Consider the following 16,492-nt stretch of genomic DNA (forward strand, 5'->3'; position numbering starts at 1 on the left):
GGGCGGCGCCGTTCGCCGTGCCGCGGCCGTCCGCCGGGCTTCTCATCCTTCTCTTATGGCGGGCTTATCCCTTCATCACGGGACGTCCCTAGCTTGCGGCGCATGTTCTTCACCTACCTGAGGCGCGAGCTGCGCCGCCGCAGAAAGGCGGCCCTCGTCGTCGCCTCCGGTCTCGCGCTGGGGATCGCCCTGGTCATCGTGGTCACCTCCGTGTCCGACGGCATGAGCAAGGCCCAGGACAAGGTCCTCCAGTCGCTCTACGGGCTGGGCACGGACATGACCGTGACCAAGGCGGCCACGCCCACCTCCGGCGCGTCCCAGCGCCCGCGCTTCAAGTTCGACGCGAAGGGCGACGGCGACAGCTCCAGCCAGAGCAGCGACATGGTCCGGGCGCAGGGCTTCACCACCCTGCCCGCCGCCACGGTGACCCAGGTCGCCGGGCAGAAGGGCGTCTCCGCCGCCGTCGGTGGGCTCAGCCTCAACGTCGTCAAGGTCGACGGCCAGTTCACCCGCGGCCAGTTCCGGATGCGCGGCGGTGAGAGCGGCGGGGGCGGCGAGGGCGGCCGGCGCGGTGCCCAGCCCACCCCGCAGGGCGAGGTCGAGGGCGGCGGCGCCGACTTCGACGTCAACCAGTACACGGTCTACGGCACCGACGTCACCCAGCCCGCGCTCGGCCCGCTGACCTCCTCGAAGATCACCGGCGGCCGCACCTTCAAGACCACCGAGACCGACGCCGAGGTCGCCGTCGCCGACGCGGCCTACGCCAAGGAGAAGAAGCTCGCGGTCGGCTCCACGGTCACCGTCAAGAACGTGAAGTACCAGGTGATCGGCATCGCCACCGCCACCAGCGGCGACGCGGCGGCCAACCTCTACCTGCCGCTGAAGCAGGCGCAGACGCTCAGCGGCGACAAGGACAAGGTCACCACGGTCTACGTCAAGGCGGCCGGCTCCCAGCAGATCGACGCCGTCAAGAGCGCCATCCAGAAGAACGTCCCGGGGACCACGGTCACCACCTCCGCCGACCTCGCGAAGACCGTCTCCGGGTCCCTGTCCACCGCCTCCGACCTGGCCTCCAACGTCGGCAAGTGGCTGTCCGTCGCGGTGCTGATCGCCGCGTTCCTGGTCGCCGGGCTGCTGACCTCCTCGGCGGTCTCCCGCCGGGTGCGCGAGTTCGGCACGCTCAAGGCGCTGGGCTGGCGGTCCGGCCGGGTGACCCGGCAGGTGGTCGGCGAGGCCGTCGTCAACGGCCTGATCGGCGGTGTCCTCGGCATCGCGCTCGGCCTGGCGGGCGCATACGCCGTGAGCGCGATCAGCCCGACGCTCCAGGCACAGCTCGGCTCCTCGGGCGCGGGCTCCGGCGGGCGCGGCGGCTTCGGCGGTGGCTTCGGCGGCGGTGGCGGAGGCGGCTTCGGCGGTCCCGGCCGGCAGGCGGCGAAGTCCCTCGACGTCGCGCTCACCGCGCCGGTCGGTCTCACCACCATCGCCGTCGCGGTCGGCCTCGCGGTGGCCGGCGGCCTCATCGCGGGCGCGTTCGGCGGCTGGCGCGCCTCACGGCTGCGCCCGGCGGACGCACTGCGCCGCGTCGCGTAGCACCCGCACGCCCGCGTACGCAGGGCCCCGCGCCCGCGTACGGAGGGGCCCGTGCCCCATGTGTCACGCGCCCGCGTACGGAGGCTTTCGTGGTCTCCGTACGCCCCCGGCGTCCGCGCCCCCCGCCCCCGTCCTCTCCAGCAGCCCAGGAGCCATCCACATGTACGAACTCAGAGGCGTCACCAAGCACTACACCCGGGGCAAGCAGACCGTCCACGCCCTCGACGGGGTCGACCTGACCATCGGCGACGGCGACCGGCTGGTCATCCAGGGACCCACCGGCGGCGGCAAGTCGACCCTGCTCCAGATGCTCGGCGGACTGGACCGGCCGACCTCGGGCGAGGTCGTGCTCGACGGCACCGACCTGGCCGCACTCTCCGAGGCCCGGCTCACCCGGGTGCGCAGCGAGAACATCGGCTTCGTCTTCCAGTCCTTCAACCTGATCCCCACGCTGACCGCGCAGGAGAACGTGGAGACCGCCCTCGTCCCGCTCGGCGTCAAGGCCCGCGAACGCCGCGAACGCGCCGCCGAGGCGCTGACGTCGGTCGGCCTCGGCGAACGGCTCGGCCATCTGCCCGGCGAGATGTCCGGCGGCCAGCAGCAGCGCGTCGCCATCGCCCGCGCGCTGGTCAAGCGGCCCAAGGTGCTGCTCGCCGACGAACCCACCGGCAACCTGGACGAGTCGACCCGCGACGAGATCATGGGCGTGCTCGAAGGTCTGTGGAAGGAGCACGGGCTGACGTTCGTCATGGTCACCCACGACTCCACGATCGCGAAGAGGGCCCCGCGCCTGGCGACCCTGCGCAAGGGCCGCATCACCGTCAAGGAGAACACCGCGGGCCCGGTCACGGCCTGACCCGCGCACGCCCCCGGCGCCGCTACGGCGTCGGGCTGCCGCTCCCCGTCCGTGTCGCGTCCGCGCCCCAGCTGGCCAGCAGGCGCAGCGACTCGACCGACGGGGAGTCCGGCTCGGGGTGGTAGACGGTCATGGTCAGCTCACCGGCGTCGGCGACCTTGAACGACTCGTAGCGCAGGGCCAGTTCGCCGACGAGCGGATGGCGCAGCAGCTTGACGCCGTGGCTCTTCTCCTTGACGTCGTGCGTGGCCCACAGACGGCGGAAGTCCTCGCTCTTCACGGACAGTTCGCCGACCAGCGCCGACAGCCGCGGGTCGTCCGGATAGCAGCCGGCCTCCATGTGCAGCGAGAGCACGACGTCGATCGCCTTCTGCTCCCAGTCGGCGTACAGGTCGCGGGTCTCCGGATGCAGGAAGACCAGCCGGGCCCAGTTCCGCTCCGGGGCGGGCAGCCGGGACCAGTCACCGAAGACGGCCGCCGCCATCCGGTTCCAGGCCAGCAGCTCCGAGCGCCGCCCGACGATGTACGCCGGGACGCCGTCCATCGTGTCCAGGAGCTGCCGCAGCGAGGGCCGCACCTGCTGGGTCGGCGCGCTCTGCCGCTTCTTGTGCTTGGGCTTGGCCAGATGGGTCAGATGGGCGTGCTCGGCGTCGGTCAGGCGCAGCGCGCGGGCGATGGAGTCCAGCACCTCGGCGGAGACATTGCGGCCGTTGCCCTGCTCCAGGCGCGTGTAGTACGCCACCGAGACCCCGGCGAGCTGGGCCAGCTCCTCGCGGCGCAGTCCGGGGACCCGGCGGTGGCGCCCGTAGTGCGGCAGCCCGACGTCCTCCGGCCGCAGCCGGGCGCGGCGGGTCCGCAGGAACTCGCTCAGCTCGGCCCGGCGCTCCAGACCGGCCCCGGCGTCCACGCCGACGCCCCGGCCGGCTCCGGGGGCGGCTCCGGGTGCGCTGTCCGGCTTGTCGTCCATACGTCCAGTATCACCGGTCCTACGCACCGCATCCTGCCCCCGCCAGTGGTAGGCACGCTGGTCGTAGGCAGAGGCGTGGCCTGGGTGAACGGCGCCCGAGCGGGCACTGTGGAGGGCGTGCCCGGCACGAAGGCAATGGCAGCGCAGAACGCAGCCGACAGGCAGCGCAGAAGGCAGCCGGGCACGGCAGGCAACCACCGAGGAGAACCCTCCGCATGACCACCGTCGCCGCATACGCCGCGCCCGCAGCGAAGGCACCGCTGGAGCGCACCACCATCGAACGCCGGGCAGTCGGCGAGTTCGATGTGCTGATCGACATCAAGTTCGCGGGCATCTGCCACTCGGACATCCACCAGGCCCGCGAAGGCTGGGGCGAGGCCCTCTTCCCGATGGTCCCCGGCCACGAGATCGCGGGTGTCGTCTCCGAGGTCGGCCCCGGCGTCACCCGCCACGCCGTCGGGGACCGGGTGGGCGTCGGCTGCATGGTCGACTCCTGCCGCACCTGCGAGAACTGCGCCGCGGGCCTGGAGCAGTACTGCACCAGCCGCCCCACCTGGACGTACAACGCCGTCGGCAAGGACGGGGAGCCCACCTACGGCGGCTACTCGCAGAAGATCGTGGTCGACGAGAACTACGTCGTCCGCATCCCCGACGGCCTGGCCCTGGACGTGGCCGCCCCGCTGCTGTGCGCCGGCATCACCACGTACTCCCCGCTGAGGCACTGGAACACCGGCCCCGGCAAGAAGGTCGCCGTGGTGGGCTTCGGCGGCCTGGGCCATGTCGGCGTCAAGCTCGCCCACGCGCTCGGCGCGGAGGTGACCGTCCTCTCGCAGTCCCTGCGCAAGCAGGACGACGGGCTGCGCCTGGGCGCCGACCACTACCACGCCACCAGCGACCCGGAGACGTTCGAGCGGCTCAGGGGCAGCTTCGACCTGATCCTCAACACCGTCTCGGCGCCGCTCGACTTCCCGGCCTTCCTGTCCCTGCTGCGCCTGGACGGCGCCATGGTGAACGTCGGCCTGCCCGAGGAGCCGGTGCAGATCCCCTACGGCGCCCTCTTCGGCAACCGCCGCAACCTCACCAGCTCCAACATCGGCGGCATCGCCGAGACCCAGGAGATGCTCGACTTCTGTGCCGCCCACGGCATCGGCGCCGAGATCGAACTGATCGACGCGTCCCGCGTCAACGAGGCGTACGAACGCGTCCAGTCCAGCGACGTCCGCTACCGCTTCGTGATCGACACCTCGACGATCTGACCCCGACCGGCCCCGGGACCGGCCCCGGTCCTGGTCCCACCGCCCCCGCCCGCACCGCGCGGGCGGAGGCGGTGGCGCGTCGCCTCCGGGCGGAGCGGGCCGGTGCCGCCCGGCCCTGAACCCGGCCCCGGCCCCGACCGGTCGTCGAGTGCCCCCGGGGCGGTCACTGGGGCAGGGTCGCCGGGCTTCCGCCGTTCGCCTCGTAGCCCGCCACCGCGAGGGCGCGGTAGACGGCGAACTCGGCGGCGGGGTCCTCGGAGAGGATCCAGGGGAGGGCGCCGACATGGCCGTCGACGTGTATGAGCTGGTTCATGGCCTCGGCCCAGCGCTCGGAGCGGACCAGGAAGAAGACGAGCAGATGGCGCACGTGCGCGGCCATCGGGTCGCCGGGGCGGGCGCCGTGGAGGGCGTGCAGGGCGCCGTGGACCGCCTTGGTGACGACCTCGCTCTGGTAGAAGCCGCGGACCAGGTTCACCTCCGGCAGGTGCTCGAAGACCGCGAAGAGCGGCATGGCGGCCAGCAGCGAGCCCCGCGGGGCGCGCGCCGCGGCGGCCTCGGCGAACTCCATGGCCAGCTCCCGCGAGCCCTGCCACTTCTCGCACCAGTAGTGCAGCGCCGCCAGATGGGCGCCCATGTGGGTGGGGGCGCGGTCCAGGATCTTCAGCCAGAGCTGCTCGAACTCCGGCCGGGAATAGGCCAGGCCGCGCGCCACCGACAGCTCGGTGATGTACGGCACGGGGTCGCCGGGGGCCAGCAGCGCGGCCCGGCCGCAGGACTCCCTGGCCTCCTCCATGATGATCCGGAACTCGTCCGTCCCCGGCGTCGACGTCCGCCACGCCTGCTGCACCAGGAACTCGGCGTGCACCGCCGCGCCGCCCGCGTCCTTGGGCGCCTCGGCCCGCCACACCCGCAGCCACTGGCCGCCGGGCGTCTCACTGACCCCGCCCGGACGCTGCTGCAACTCCAGCGAGGCGGCACCGGCGAACGCCTGCACGCGCTGCCAGCGCAGCTCGCCCGCCGCCTCGGTGCCCGCCAGCAGCTGGGCCGCGGCGCGGTAGTCCTGGGTGCGCTGCACCAGGTCCAGCACGTCCAGCAGGTCCTGGTCGGGGCCGGGCATGCGGACGTCCAGCTCCTCCTGGCGCACGAACCCGTAGTCCGCCGGGTCCGCGGCGTCCGGGTGTCCCGGCGGGACCTGCTCGATGCCGCCGCGCCTGCGCCTGAGGAAGGGCAGCAGCACGAAGCTCAGCAGGACCACTGCTGTCAGGACCCAGAGAATCTCCATGCCTCAAGCGAACCAGACCGCGCCGACAATTGGCCAACCTGCGCCCCGGCCTGTGGATAACCCCGGCGGCACCGCCGTCGTGCCGGGTGTCCCGCGCCGGTGCCCCGGGAGCACTACGCTCGGGCCCATGAGCGACGAGCACATCAGTCAGCACTTCGAGACCCTCGCGATCCACGCGGGCAACACCGCCGATCCCCTCACCGGCGCGGTCGTCCCGCCGATCTACCAGGTCTCGACCTACAAGCAGGACGGCGTGGGCGGTCTGCGCGGCGGCTACGAGTACAGCCGCAGCGCCAACCCCACCAGGACCGCCCTGGAGGAGAACCTCGCCGCCCTGGAGGGCGGCCGCCGGGGCCTCGCGTTCGCGTCCGGGCTGGCGGCCGAGGACTGCCTGCTGCGCACGCTGCTCGCCCCGGGCGACCACGTCGTGATCCCGAACGACGCCTACGGCGGCACGTTCCGCCTGTTCGCCAAGGTCGTCTCCCGCTGGGGCGTGGAGTGGTCGGTCGCCGACACCAGCGACCCGGCCGCCGTACGGGCCGCCCTCACCCCGCGGACCAAGGTCGTGTGGGTGGAGACCCCCTCCAACCCGCTGCTCGGCATCACCGACATCGCCGCCGTCGCCCAGGTCGCCCGGGACGCCGGAGCGAAGCTGGTCGTGGACAACACCTTCGCCACCCCCTACCTCCAGCAGCCGCTGGCGCTCGGCGCCGACGTGGTCGTGCACTCGCTGACCAAGTACATGGGCGGCCACTCGGACGTCGTCGGCGGCGCGCTGATCGTGAGCGACACCGCACTCGGGGACGAGCTGGCGTACCACCAGAACGCCATGGGCGCGGTCGCCGGGCCCTTCGACTCCTGGCTGGTGCTGCGCGGCACCAAGACGCTCGCGGTCCGCATGGACCGGCACAGCGAGAACGCCACGAAGGTCGCCGACATGCTGTCCCGGCACCCGCGGGTGACGCGGGTCCTGTACCCGGGGCTGCCCGACCACCCGGGCCACGAGGTCGCCGCCAAGCAGATGAAGGCGTTCGGCGGCATGGTCTCCTTCCGCGTCGAGGGCGGCGAGGAGACGGCCGTGGCGGTCTGCGACCGGGCGAAGGTGTTCACGCTCGGCGAGTCGCTGGGCGGTGTCGAGTCCCTGATCGAGCACCCGGGGCGCATGACCCACGCCTCCGCGGCGGGCTCCGCCCTGGAGGTCCCGGCCGACCTGGTCCGGCTCTCCGTGGGCATCGAGAACGTCGACGACCTGCTGGAGGACCTCCAGCAGGCCCTCGGCTAGCCGGTACGAGCCGGTACGAGCCGCTGGTGGGGCGCCCCCGGTGCCCCACCGGTCGCCCCCAGGGGACTCACCGGCGGCCCCTCGGCGCCTCACCAGCCGGTCACGGGCGGGGTCGTCTGCGAGGGCGGCTGAGCCCAGGGGCGTACCGTCAGCGCCCACACGGTGAACGCCACCGCCGTGGCGCACAGCAGCAGCCACAGGGCGCGCCGGGCCACCGTCCGGCGGCGCAGCATGCGCCCGCCGCGGCGCACGGCGTCCTCGTACAGCCCGGCGGGCACCTGCGGCGGTGTCTGCTCCAGGAGCCGCCGTACGGCCGCCTCACGTTCCGCTCTGTTCACATCCGCCCCCGTCGTTCCTCTGCGCCCGAACCTCTGCGTTCCCCGCCCCCGCGTCTGCGTCTACGTCTACGTCTACGAGGGCGCCGCCCTGCTTCCGCTCGCGGCCGGGACGGGACGGGCGGGCGCCCGGGTGAGGGTGGCGATGGCCCGGTCGCCGATGACACGGACGCGTTCGGGCGGCAGGCCGAGCAGCGCGGCGGCCTGCTCCTCGGCGACGCCCTCGTACAGCCGGAGGACGACGACCAGACGCTCCTGCGGGGTGAGCACGGCCAGGGTCCCGGGCGGCTCCGGACGGCCGCGGCCCCGCACCCCGTGCTGGTGCCACGCCTCGCGGGCGAACCGCGCGGCCAGCGCCTGCCGGGCCCGCTCGTAGGGGTCCTCGCCGCGCAGCCGGTCCCAGCACGCGTACGTGTGCGCGAGGGCCAGGGTCAGCAGGCGCCGCGCGCGCGGGTTGCCGTCCGGGGCCTCCGCGGTGAGCAGGGTGGCGGTGTGCAGCAGCCGTCCGGCCGCGCCCGCGACGAACGCCTCGAAGTCCCGCGCCCGGCGTACGCCGTTCGACACCTGCCGTTCTCGCACCGCGCCTCCTGCCAGGCGATCCGGAAGACGGGGATCCGGCCGCGCACGCGCCCCGAGAACCGGTGCGCCCGGGGCCCCGGGTCTCATACCAGGCCAGCGGCGGCCCGCCGGTCAAGAGCCGCGCGGGAGCAAGAGCCGCGCGGGAGGCGGCCCGGCGGACCGGCCCCGGCCGGGGGTGGCGCGGCGGCGGAACCGCCGGGAAGGCGGAGGGGGGAACGGCCGGGGGTCAGGAGGTCTGGCAGCCCGACGAGTCCGTGGCGTCCGGAGCGCCCGGCTCGCGGCCCGCCGTACCGCCCTGCGGCGCCTGGCGGGCGGACAGCGCGCCGTTGAAGCGGGTCAGCAGCGAGCAGAAGGCGGCCCGTTCCTGCGGGGTCCAGTCCTCGGTCAGCTCGGCCATCAGCCGGCGCCGCGAGGTGCGGACCTCCTCCAGCCGGGCCAGCCCGCGCGGGGAGAGCTGGAGCACCACGGCCCGCCCGTCCTCGGGGTGGGAGGTGCGCTTGACGAGCCCGGTGTCCACGAGCGGCGCCACCTGCCGGGTGACGGTGGAGGAGTCGATGCCCATGCTCCCGGCGAGCGCCTTGACGCCCATCGGGCCCTCCTTGTCGAGCCGGTTGAGCAGCAGGTACGCGGCTCGGTCCATGGAGTTGCGCACCTGCCCGACCCCGCCGAGCCGGGTCTGTTCCGCGCGGCGGGCGAACAGCGCGACCTCGTGCTGGAGGGTTTCGAGGAGACCGGTGTCACCGACGGTCGTCATGTCCATCGACATTTCAGGTGTAGTGGGCATGGCCGGAGGCTCACTTCTGACGGGCTGCTGGGTTGGGGGACAGGGTACGCGGCCGGGAGGCGGGCCGTACCGGCGCTGCGCAAACCGGTCTCGCGGTTCGGTCGCACCAGCGCGCCGCGACCGTGAGCTGCGAGACTCGAAACATGAGTTACGGCACGGCTGCGTCCTTCCCGTCCTTCCCGTCCGTCACGCTGGACGACGTGCGGGGCGCGCAGAAGATGCTCTCGGGCGTGGCGCGGGTGACCGCCCTGGAGAGCAACCGGCACCTGTCGGAGCTGGCGGGCGCGCCGGTGCTCCTGAAGTGCGAGAACCTCCAGCGCACGGGCTCCTTCAAGCTGCGCGGCGCCTACGTCCGGATCGCCGGGCTGCTGCCGGAGGAGCGCGCCGCGGGCGTGGTCGCCGCGAGCGCGGGCAACCACGCCCAGGGCGTCGCGCTGGCGTCGGCGCTGCTCGGGGTGCACGCCACGGTGTTCATGCCGGTCGGGGCCCCGCTGCCGAAGATCAGCGCGACCCGCGGATACGGCGCCGAGGTGCGGCTGCACGGCCAGGTGGTCGACGAGACGCTGGCCGCCGCGCAGGAGTACGCCGCCGAGACCGGCGCGGTCTTCATCCACCCCTTCGACCACCCGGACGTGATCGCGGGCCAGGGCACGGTCGGGCTGGAGATCCTGGAGCAGTGCCCGCAGGTGCGCACGATCGTCGTGGGCATCGGCGGCGGCGGGCTCGCGGCCGGGATCGCGGTGGCGGTCAAGACGCTCCACCCCGAGGTGCGGATCATCGGGGTGCAGGCGGCGGGCTCGGCGGCGTACCCGCCCTCGCTGGCGGCCGGGCGCCCGGTGGCGATCGGGAACCCGACGACGATGGCCGACGGCATCCGGGTCGGCCGCCCCGGCGATGTGCCGTTCGAGATCGTGTCCGAGCTGGTGGACGAGGTGTGCACGGTCGGCGAGGACCAGCTCTCCGCCGCGCTGCTGCTCTGCCTGGAGCGGGCCAAGCTGGTGGTGGAACCGGCCGGTGCCAGCCCGGTCGCGGCGCTGCTGGGCGGGGAGCGGGGTGCCGGGGCGGCCCTGGAGGGCCCGGTGGTGGCCGTGCTCTCCGGGGGGAACGTCGACCCGGTGCTGCTCCAGCGGGTGCTGCGGCACGGGATGGCGGCGCAGGGCCGCTACCTGGCCGTACGGCTGCGGCTGACGGACCGGCCGGGGGCGCTGGCCACCCTGCTGGGCGTGCTGTCGGCGACGGACGCCAACGTCCTCGACGTGAGCCACGTACGGACCGATCCGCGGCTGGGGCTCACGGAGGCCGAGGTGGAACTGCACCTGGAGACGAAGGGGCCCGCGCACTGCGCCGAGGTCCGCGAGGCGCTGCGCGAGGCCGGATACACGGTCATCGCCTGACCTGGGCGCCGGGCACACGGTCATCGCCCGAGCACCGGCGCACGCCGGCGCTCGGGCGATGACCCGCCGCACCACGGCGAAGCCCCCCGTGCTCCAGGAAGGAGCACGGGGGGCTTCGGCCGTCCGTCCGTGCGGCGGGTCGGCCCGCCGGTGCGCGGACTCAGCCGTTGTACGGCTCCGCCTTGAGGATGGTCACCGAGGCCTTCTTGCCGTTCGGCAGCTCGTACTCCGCTTCCTCGCCGACCTTGTGGCCGAGCACTCCGGAGCCCAGCGGGGACTGGGGGGAGTAGGTCTCGATGTCGGCGCTCGCGTACTCACGGGAGGCCAGCAGGAAGGTGAGCGTGTCGTCCTCGTCGCCGTCGAAGGCGATCGTGACGACCATGCCGGGCGCGACCGCACCGTCCGCGGAGGCCGGAGCCTCGCCGACCTGGGCGTTCTCCAGGAGCTGGGTCAGCTGGCGCACGCGGAGCTCCTGCTTGCCCTGCTCCTCCTTGGCCGCGTGGTACCCACCGTTCTCGCGCAGGTCCCCCTCCTCGCGCGCGGCCGCGATCTTGGCGGCGATCTCGGTGCGCGCAGGACCAGTAAGGTACTCAAGCTCGTCCTTGAGCTTGTTGTACGCCTCCTGGGTCAGCCAGGTGACGTTCTCGCTGGTCTGGGTCACAGGTGCTCCTCGTCGGTACTGGGAATACAAAGCATCGCCCTACCCAGAAGAATGGTCCCTCATGGATGGGCGAAACCACGAGCCTAACAATTCAGCGGCGAAAGGGGGAGGACATAAGGCATCTAAATTACGTCAACGCAGGTCAGGGCCTACGTATTCCGGATGACGCCCCGGTGTCAGCCGGCGTGGCAGCCCAGCAGCTCGCCGGTCGTGCCCCGGGACGTGGTACGCAGCGTCAGCACCTGGTCGATCTGCTTGGCGTCCTGGTCGAAGCGGAAGTCGGCCCGGCCCACCTCGGTGCCGTCGGCCGCCTGCGAGCGCAGCGTGCAGTAGCCGCGCGCCCCGGCGTCCTTGTGGACCTCCAGATGGATGCGCACCGCGTCGTCGGACGCCTGGAAGGAGACGACCTGCGCGCTGATCTTGTTCTCGCCGACGTAGTGGTAGGCGAAGTAACCGACCAGGGCGAGCAGCAGGGCGCCCAGCACGGCACCGGCGATCTTGAGCTTGTGGTCGGCGCGCTCGTCCGCGGAGCGGCCGTAGCGGCCCTCGGGGAGCCGGGTGCTCGCCGTACTCATGATCGTCCTCTCGGCAGGGGCGGGACGGCCGTCCCGCGCGGGGACTCCGGAGCCGCACCCCGGAATTATTCGTCCTCCGATTCGGTCACTATAGAAGCCCCGGCCCGCCGCTCGACCCGCCACCCCGGCCCGACGACCCACCCGGGGCGGCACCTGTGGAACGCCCGGTGCACCGGGCACCGACTTGACCTTGAGGATTGAGCCTTGACTGACCAGCTGCGACTGATGGCCGTGCACGCGCACCCCGACGACGAGTCGAGCAAGGGCGCGGCCACCATGGCCAAGTACGTGTCCGAGGGGGTGGACGTGCTGGTGGTGACCTGCACGGGCGGAGAGCGCGGCTCCATCCTCAACCCGAAGCTCCAGGGCGACGCGTACATCGAGGAGAACATCCACGAAGTGCGCAAGAAGGAGATGGACGAGGCCCGGGAGATCCTCGGCGTCAAGCAGGACTGGCTCGGCTTCGTCGACTCGGGCCTGCCCGAGGGAGACCCGCTGCCGCCGCTGCCCGAGGGCTGCTTCGCCCTGGAGGACGTCGACCGGGCGGCCGGTGAGCTGGTGCGCCGCATCCGCTCCTTCCGCCCGCAGGTGATCACCACCTACGACGAGAACGGCGGCTACCCGCACCCCGACCACATCATGACCCACAAGATCACGATGGTGGCGTTCGAGGGCGCGGCGGACACCGGCACGTACCCGGAGGAGGAGTACGGCCCGGCGTACCGGCCGGTGAAGCTGTACTACAACCAGGGCTTCAACCGCGCCCGCACCGAGGCCCTGCACAAGGCGCTGCTCGACCGGGGCCTGGAGTCGCCCTACGGCGAGTGGCTGGAGCGCTGGGAGAAGTCCGGCCACAAGGACCGCACCCTGACCACGCACGTGCCCTGCGCGGACTTCTTCGAGATCCGCGACAAGGCGCTGATCGCGCACGCCACGCAGATCGATCCGGACGGCGGCTGGTTCCGGGTGCCGATGGACGTCCAGAAGGAGGTCTGGCCGACCGAGGAGTACGAGCTGGCGAAGTCGCTCGTGGACACCTCGCTCCCCGAGGACGACCTCTTTGCGGGTGTCCGGTAGCCCTGAGGGAGAATGCCTGACATGAGCGCAAGCGCGAGCCTGGCAACGACGCATCTGGTCACCCTGGCCGAGTTCGACAAGAACAAGGTCACCCCCGGCGTCCTCGGTTTCATCGTCTTCGCGGTGATGGCCCTGGCGGTGTGGTTCCTGATGAAGTCCATGAACCGCCACATGGGCAAGGTCGACTTCAAGGAGACCCCGGAGACGGACGGGAGCACCGCCGGCGGTCCGGGCGCCCCGGGCACCGGCCGGGCGCACCCCTCCAAGGGCTGAGTCCGCCGCGGGGACCGGGCCTGAGTCCGCCGCGAGGACCGGGCCGGGCCGCGCGTCCGGCCCCGGGGATGATCGCGTCCGGCCCCGAGGGTGGTTCCGCCCGCCGGCCGGGCCGGTGAGGCCGGTCCAGGGACGGGCGGAACCATCCTCAGGCGTGCCCGGACCCACCGGCCGGGACCGCCTCCACGCCCATCACCTCGCGGGCGTGCCGGTCCGGCACCATCCCCAGGGGCCACGCCTGCCAGCCCGCCTCCAGGCTCACCCCGCGCTCCAGCACCAGCAGATACGCGTCGATGTACCCCTCCAGCTTGCGGTCCCGCAGCCGGTGCCCGGCGCGGGCCAGCGCGGACAGGTCCTCCTGGGCGACCGCCGTACCCACCTCCACCCCGCCCGGCGCCGCGTACGGCAGCAGCGTGCAGCGCAGGAACCGCGCCCAGTCCTCGCCGCGCCGGTCGCCGTACGACGTGAACAGGGCCAGCGCCTCGTCGCACAGGGCCAGCGCCTGCGGTGTACGGGTGTTGCCCGCGTCCACCACGGCCAGCTCCAGGCACGTCCACGCCTCGCCGTGCGCCACCCCGATGCGCTGGAAGTCGGCGCGGGCGTCGACCAGGAGCTGACGGGCGAAGCCGGAGTTGCGCAGCGAACCGGTCTGCGCCGCCCGCTGGTCGCGCGTCACCCGGGCCGAGTGGTGCCGGGCGCAGGCCAGCCCGTAGACGTCCCGCATCCGGGAGAACATCGTGCGCGCCCGCTCCAGCTCGCGCACCGCCCGGTCCAGGTCGCCGGTCTCCTCCAGCGCCTGCCCCAGGTAGTACAGCGACCACGCCTCGCCGCGCGCGTCCTCGTTGTCCCGGTGCCGCCCCGCCGCGCCGCGCAGCGCCTCCACGGCCTCCGCCGTCTCCCCGGCCAGCAGCCGGGCCCGCGCGAGCTGGGTCAGCGCCCACGCCTCGCCGCGCGCGTCCCGGGTGCGGCCGTAGCGCTCCAGGGCCTCGCGCAGATCCTCCTCGGCGCGCTCCACCTCGCCCTGGCGCAGCGCGAGCTGCCCGAGCTGGAAGTGCGCCCACGCCTCGCCGTGCACCGAACCGCCCTCCCGGTGCAGCACCAGGGACCGCGTCAGCAGGTCCAGCGCCTCGGCGAGACGGCCCCGGTCGCGCTCCACGGCCGCCAGCGCGTGCATCGTCCACGCCCGGTCACCGGCCAGCTCCGGTACGTCCTGGAGCGCCATGGCCTCGCGCAGCCGGGCCGCCGCCTCGGTCAGGTTGCCCTGGTGGTGCAGGGTGATGCCGAGCGAGTTCAGCGCGCGGGCCGCGCCCGCGTCGTGGTGCGCCTCCCGGTACAGGTCGACCACCGAGGCCAGGGTGGTGCGCGCCTTGTCCAGCTCGCCGAGCTGCCGGGCGGCGATGCCGGTCCGCCACTGCACCGAGCGCACCAGCAGCCCCTGGTCGACGGCCTGCGTCAGCTCGCTGATCTCGCCCAGCCGGTACAGGTCGCCGCGCAGCAGGCAGTAGTCGCACAGCGCGCCCAGCAGATTCAGCACGGCCGCCTGGTTCACGCCCTCCGCGTGCCGCAGGGCCGCCGTGATGAAGCTCGACTCGTCGTCCAGCCAGCGCAGCGCCTCGTCCAGGGAGGTGAAGCCGTGCGGGCTGAAGCGGTCCGAGCGGGTCGAGTTGTTGCCGTCGACCAGGCGCAGCACCGAGTCGGCCAGCTCGGCGTAGTTCCCGATCAGCCGCTCCTGCGCGGCCGTCCGCTCGGCGGGCTCCTCCTCGTCCAGCAGCCGGGCGTGCGCGAAGGCCCGCACCAGGTCGTGCAGCCGGTAGCGGCTGCCGCGCACATGGTCGAGGAGACCGGCGCCGGCCAGGGCCTCAAGCTGCCGGCCCGCCTCCGCCTCGTCGGTGGCCAGCAGCGCGGCCGCCGCGGCGCCGCCCAGCGAGGCCCGGCCCGCCAGGGCCAGCCGGCGCAGCAGCCGCCGGGCCGCCTCCGACTGGTCGGTGTAGCGCAGCCACAGCGCCCGCTCGACCGGTTCCACCGGGCCGTACGCTCCGAGGTCGGCGGCCAGTCGGCGGGGCGAGCGCGGGCCGAGCGAGGAGCCCGCCACGCGCAGCGCCAGCGGCAGCCCGCCGCACAGCTCGCGGATCCGCTCGGCGGACTCCGCGTCGTACGGGCCGGACCCGTCCTGCGCCGCGGCGCCCAGCAGCTCCTCGGAACCCGCCTCGTCCAGGGCCTCCACCGGCAGCTGGTGCACCCAGGCCGACAGCTCGGCGGGCAGCTCCAGCGGGGCGGGGGCGGTGACCAGGACCAGGCTGTCGGACCGCTCGGGCACCAGCGCCCGGACCTGCCCGGCGTCCGAGGCGTCGTCCAGCACGATCGTCACCGGCAGCCCGGTCAGATGCTGGTCGTACAGCTCGCCCAGCCGCCTCACCTGCTGCTCGGCCGAGGAGCGGTCGCGGAACAGCAGTTGCTCGCGGGGCGCGCCGAGCCGGTTCAACAGATGCAGCAGCGCGTCCCGGGTGGGCAGCGGCGGCTCGTCCGCGCTGCCGCCGCGCAGGTCGACGACGACCGCGCCGCGGAACTGGTCGCGCAGTTCGTGCGCGGCCCGTACGGCGAGCGTGGAACGGCCGGAGCCGGGCGTGCCGTGCAGGACGACGACCGTGGGCCGGGTCTCGGTGTGCGCGCGGGCCGCCTGCACCCACTGCCTGATCCGGGCCAGCTCCGCCCTGCGCCCGGCGAACACACCGACCGGCTCAGGCAGTTGCCCGAACGACTGCTCCAGCACACTGCGCCTGCGGGCCGCCGCGCTCTTGTCGGTGCCGCGCAGCCGGGGCGCGGCCTTCTTCTTCGGCGTGGTGGACGCGGTCAGGAGGCGCTGCTGGTCCAGGAAGGGCCGGATACCGCGCACCTCCAGCGCGGTCAGCCATTGCAGCCGCAACTGCTCGGACCCGCCGGGCTGACCCGCCGCGCCCGCCCGGTGGTGGGCGGCGGGCAGATGCGCGGCACCCGCCTTGACGACGGTGGCGGCGGCCCCGGCCACCCCCGCGACGGCGCCCGCGCCCAGCGCGGTGCCCGTGCCGGTGCCCAGCGCCAGGTCGGCCACCGCGGCGGCGACGGCGGCTACGGCCGCCACCAGCAGGGGAGTTCCGGCGCCCTCGCGCGCGTAGCGCTGCCCGAAGGTGAGCTGCCCGGCCGCCGCCTCGTCCAGCGCCCGCGTGTACGCCTCGTACTCCTCCTGCGCCGCCCGCGCCAGCGCGTCGAGCCCGGCCCTCGCCCGCGACAGCAGCACGGCACCGTCCGTCCGCCCGCCCGACCGCCGCACCTCCTCCTCCACCGCCCGCACCAGCAGCCGTTCGGCCTCCGCCCGATGAGCGTCCCGCATGTCCCGTCCCCCTCCGGCGGCAACTCCTTCGCCTGCAAGTGTCCTTCGAGCGGGGCGCGAGCGCGAGGGGGTGGCGATCAACGGGCACCAAGGGGTGAGTCGGGGGGTGCGGAGAGTGACGGCTGGTGCGCGGGCCGCTGTCGTGTGACGTGGTTGCGGCTGCGGCTGCGGCTGCGGTTGCGGCTGCGGCTGCGGTTATGGCTATGGCTGCGGA

The 16,492-nt window shown here is 73.6% G+C and carries 15 protein-coding genes; 7 read left to right on the forward strand and 8 right to left on the reverse strand.

The annotated features are described in order from the left end of the window. The first annotated feature begins 102 nt into the window (after window positions 1-102). Both B086_RS0103835 and B086_RS0103840 read left to right on the forward strand, forming a co-directional pair. Window positions 103-1,590, forward strand: coding sequence for an ABC transporter permease (locus B086_RS0103835; RefSeq protein WP_018565079.1), 1,488 nt, complete (start codon window positions 103-105; stop codon window positions 1,588-1,590). A 160-nt stretch (window positions 1,591-1,750) separates the two neighbouring features. Beyond that, window positions 1,751-2,446, forward strand: coding sequence for an ABC transporter ATP-binding protein (locus tag B086_RS0103840; RefSeq protein ID WP_018565080.1), 696 nt, complete (start codon window positions 1,751-1,753; stop codon window positions 2,444-2,446). A gap of 22 nt (window positions 2,447-2,468) precedes the next feature. Here the strand turns inward: B086_RS0103840 and B086_RS0103845 are convergent, their stop codons facing one another. Next, window positions 2,469-3,413 carry a helix-turn-helix transcriptional regulator gene (locus tag B086_RS0103845; RefSeq protein WP_018565081.1) on the reverse strand — a complete coding sequence of 315 codons (945 nt, stop codon included), beginning with the start codon at window positions 3,411-3,413 and terminating at the stop codon, window positions 2,469-2,471. A 215-nt stretch (window positions 3,414-3,628) separates the two neighbouring features. On the opposite strand from B086_RS0103845, the gene B086_RS0103850 reads away from it, so the two are divergent. After that, window positions 3,629-4,669, forward strand: coding sequence for an NAD(P)-dependent alcohol dehydrogenase (locus B086_RS0103850; RefSeq protein ID WP_018565082.1), 1,041 nt, complete (start codon window positions 3,629-3,631; stop codon window positions 4,667-4,669). Between the two features lie 163 nt (window positions 4,670-4,832). Here B086_RS0103850 and B086_RS0103855 read toward each other — a convergent pair whose 3' ends face one another. Continuing rightward, complete coding sequence (locus B086_RS0103855; protein WP_026252071.1) at window positions 4,833-5,951, reverse strand: hypothetical protein; 1,119 nt, start codon at window positions 5,949-5,951, stop codon at window positions 4,833-4,835. A 127-nt stretch (window positions 5,952-6,078) separates the two neighbouring features. Between B086_RS0103855 and B086_RS0103860 the strand changes: the two genes are divergently transcribed. Then, complete coding sequence (locus tag B086_RS0103860; RefSeq protein WP_018565084.1) at window positions 6,079-7,233, forward strand: cystathionine gamma-synthase; 1,155 nt, start codon at window positions 6,079-6,081, stop codon at window positions 7,231-7,233. 89 nt (window positions 7,234-7,322) lie between these two features. On the opposite strand, the gene B086_RS0103865 is transcribed toward B086_RS0103860, so the two are convergent. The 3 genes from B086_RS0103865 to B086_RS0103875 form a co-directional block, all read right to left on the reverse strand. Continuing rightward, the gene (locus tag B086_RS0103865) at window positions 7,323-7,571 is read right to left on the reverse strand and encodes a hypothetical protein (RefSeq protein ID WP_018565085.1); all 249 of its coding nucleotides are present in this window, start codon (window positions 7,569-7,571) and stop codon (window positions 7,323-7,325) included. A gap of 72 nt (window positions 7,572-7,643) precedes the next feature. Next, the gene (locus B086_RS0103870) at window positions 7,644-8,147 is read right to left on the reverse strand and encodes a sigma factor-like helix-turn-helix DNA-binding protein (protein ID WP_026252072.1); all 504 of its coding nucleotides are present in this window, start codon (window positions 8,145-8,147) and stop codon (window positions 7,644-7,646) included. 226 nt (window positions 8,148-8,373) lie between these two features. Beyond that, window positions 8,374-8,931, reverse strand: coding sequence for a MarR family winged helix-turn-helix transcriptional regulator (locus tag B086_RS0103875; protein ID WP_234020685.1), 558 nt, complete (start codon window positions 8,929-8,931; stop codon window positions 8,374-8,376). 143 nt (window positions 8,932-9,074) lie between these two features. Here B086_RS0103875 and ilvA point away from each other — a divergent pair, with 143 nt between their 5' ends. Then, entirely contained in the window at window positions 9,075-10,325 is a 1,251-nt protein-coding gene (gene ilvA / locus B086_RS0103880) for a threonine ammonia-lyase (RefSeq protein ID WP_018565088.1), read from the forward strand. A 160-nt stretch (window positions 10,326-10,485) separates the two neighbouring features. Here the strand turns inward: ilvA and greA are convergent, their stop codons facing one another. Then, window positions 10,486-10,986, reverse strand: coding sequence for a transcription elongation factor GreA (gene greA / locus B086_RS0103885; RefSeq protein WP_018565089.1), 501 nt, complete (start codon window positions 10,984-10,986; stop codon window positions 10,486-10,488). A gap of 176 nt (window positions 10,987-11,162) precedes the next feature. Further along, entirely contained in the window at window positions 11,163-11,561 is a 399-nt protein-coding gene (locus B086_RS0103890) for a DUF4307 domain-containing protein (RefSeq protein WP_018565090.1), read from the reverse strand. A 204-nt stretch (window positions 11,562-11,765) separates the two neighbouring features. Between B086_RS0103890 and mca the strand changes: the two genes are divergently transcribed. Both mca and B086_RS0103900 read left to right on the forward strand, forming a co-directional pair. After that, window positions 11,766-12,638 (forward strand): mycothiol conjugate amidase Mca, encoded by an 873-nt coding sequence (gene mca, locus B086_RS0103895; protein WP_026252073.1) that lies wholly within the window; start codon window positions 11,766-11,768, stop codon window positions 12,636-12,638. A 12-nt stretch (window positions 12,639-12,650) separates the two neighbouring features. Continuing rightward, the gene (locus B086_RS0103900; protein WP_026252074.1) at window positions 12,651-12,911 is read left to right on the forward strand and encodes a hypothetical protein; all 261 of its coding nucleotides are present in this window, start codon (window positions 12,651-12,653) and stop codon (window positions 12,909-12,911) included. A 148-nt stretch (window positions 12,912-13,059) separates the two neighbouring features. Here B086_RS0103900 and B086_RS0103905 read toward each other — a convergent pair whose 3' ends face one another. Further along, window positions 13,060-16,278, reverse strand: a complete 3,219-nt coding sequence (locus B086_RS0103905) for a tetratricopeptide repeat protein (protein ID WP_018565093.1) — start codon at window positions 16,276-16,278, stop codon at window positions 13,060-13,062. Window positions 16,279-16,492: the final 214 nt, after the last annotated feature.

This window comes from Streptomyces sp. PsTaAH-124, from assembly GCF_000373685.1.
Lineage (GTDB): Bacteria > Actinomycetota > Actinomycetes > Streptomycetales > Streptomycetaceae > Streptomyces > Streptomyces andamanensis.

Bases quoted from the DNA above. Each gene is read 5' to 3' on its own strand.
- B086_RS0103835 (WP_018565079.1), top strand. From the start codon at position 103: ATGTTCTTCACCTACCTGAGGCGCGAGCTGCGCCGCCGCAGAAAGGCG.
- B086_RS0103840 (WP_018565080.1), top strand. From the start codon at position 1,751: ATGTACGAACTCAGAGGCGTCACCAAGCACTACACCCGGGGCAAGCAG.
- B086_RS0103845 (WP_018565081.1), bottom strand. From the start codon at position 3,413: ATGGACGACAAGCCGGACAGCGCACCCGGAGCCGCCCCCGGAGCCGGC.
- B086_RS0103850 (WP_018565082.1), top strand. From the start codon at position 3,629: ATGACCACCGTCGCCGCATACGCCGCGCCCGCAGCGAAGGCACCGCTG.
- B086_RS0103855 (WP_026252071.1), bottom strand. From the start codon at position 5,951: ATGGAGATTCTCTGGGTCCTGACAGCAGTGGTCCTGCTGAGCTTCGTG.
- B086_RS0103860 (WP_018565084.1), top strand. From the start codon at position 6,079: ATGAGCGACGAGCACATCAGTCAGCACTTCGAGACCCTCGCGATCCAC.
- B086_RS0103875 (WP_234020685.1), bottom strand. From the start codon at position 8,931: ATGCCCACTACACCTGAAATGTCGATGGACATGACGACCGTCGGTGAC.
- ilvA (WP_018565088.1), top strand. From the start codon at position 9,075: ATGAGTTACGGCACGGCTGCGTCCTTCCCGTCCTTCCCGTCCGTCACG.
- B086_RS0103890 (WP_018565090.1), bottom strand. From the start codon at position 11,561: ATGAGTACGGCGAGCACCCGGCTCCCCGAGGGCCGCTACGGCCGCTCC.
- B086_RS0103900 (WP_026252074.1), top strand. From the start codon at position 12,651: ATGCCTGACATGAGCGCAAGCGCGAGCCTGGCAACGACGCATCTGGTC.
- B086_RS0103905 (WP_018565093.1), bottom strand. From the start codon at position 16,278: ATGCGGGACGCTCATCGGGCGGAGGCCGAACGGCTGCTGGTGCGGGCG.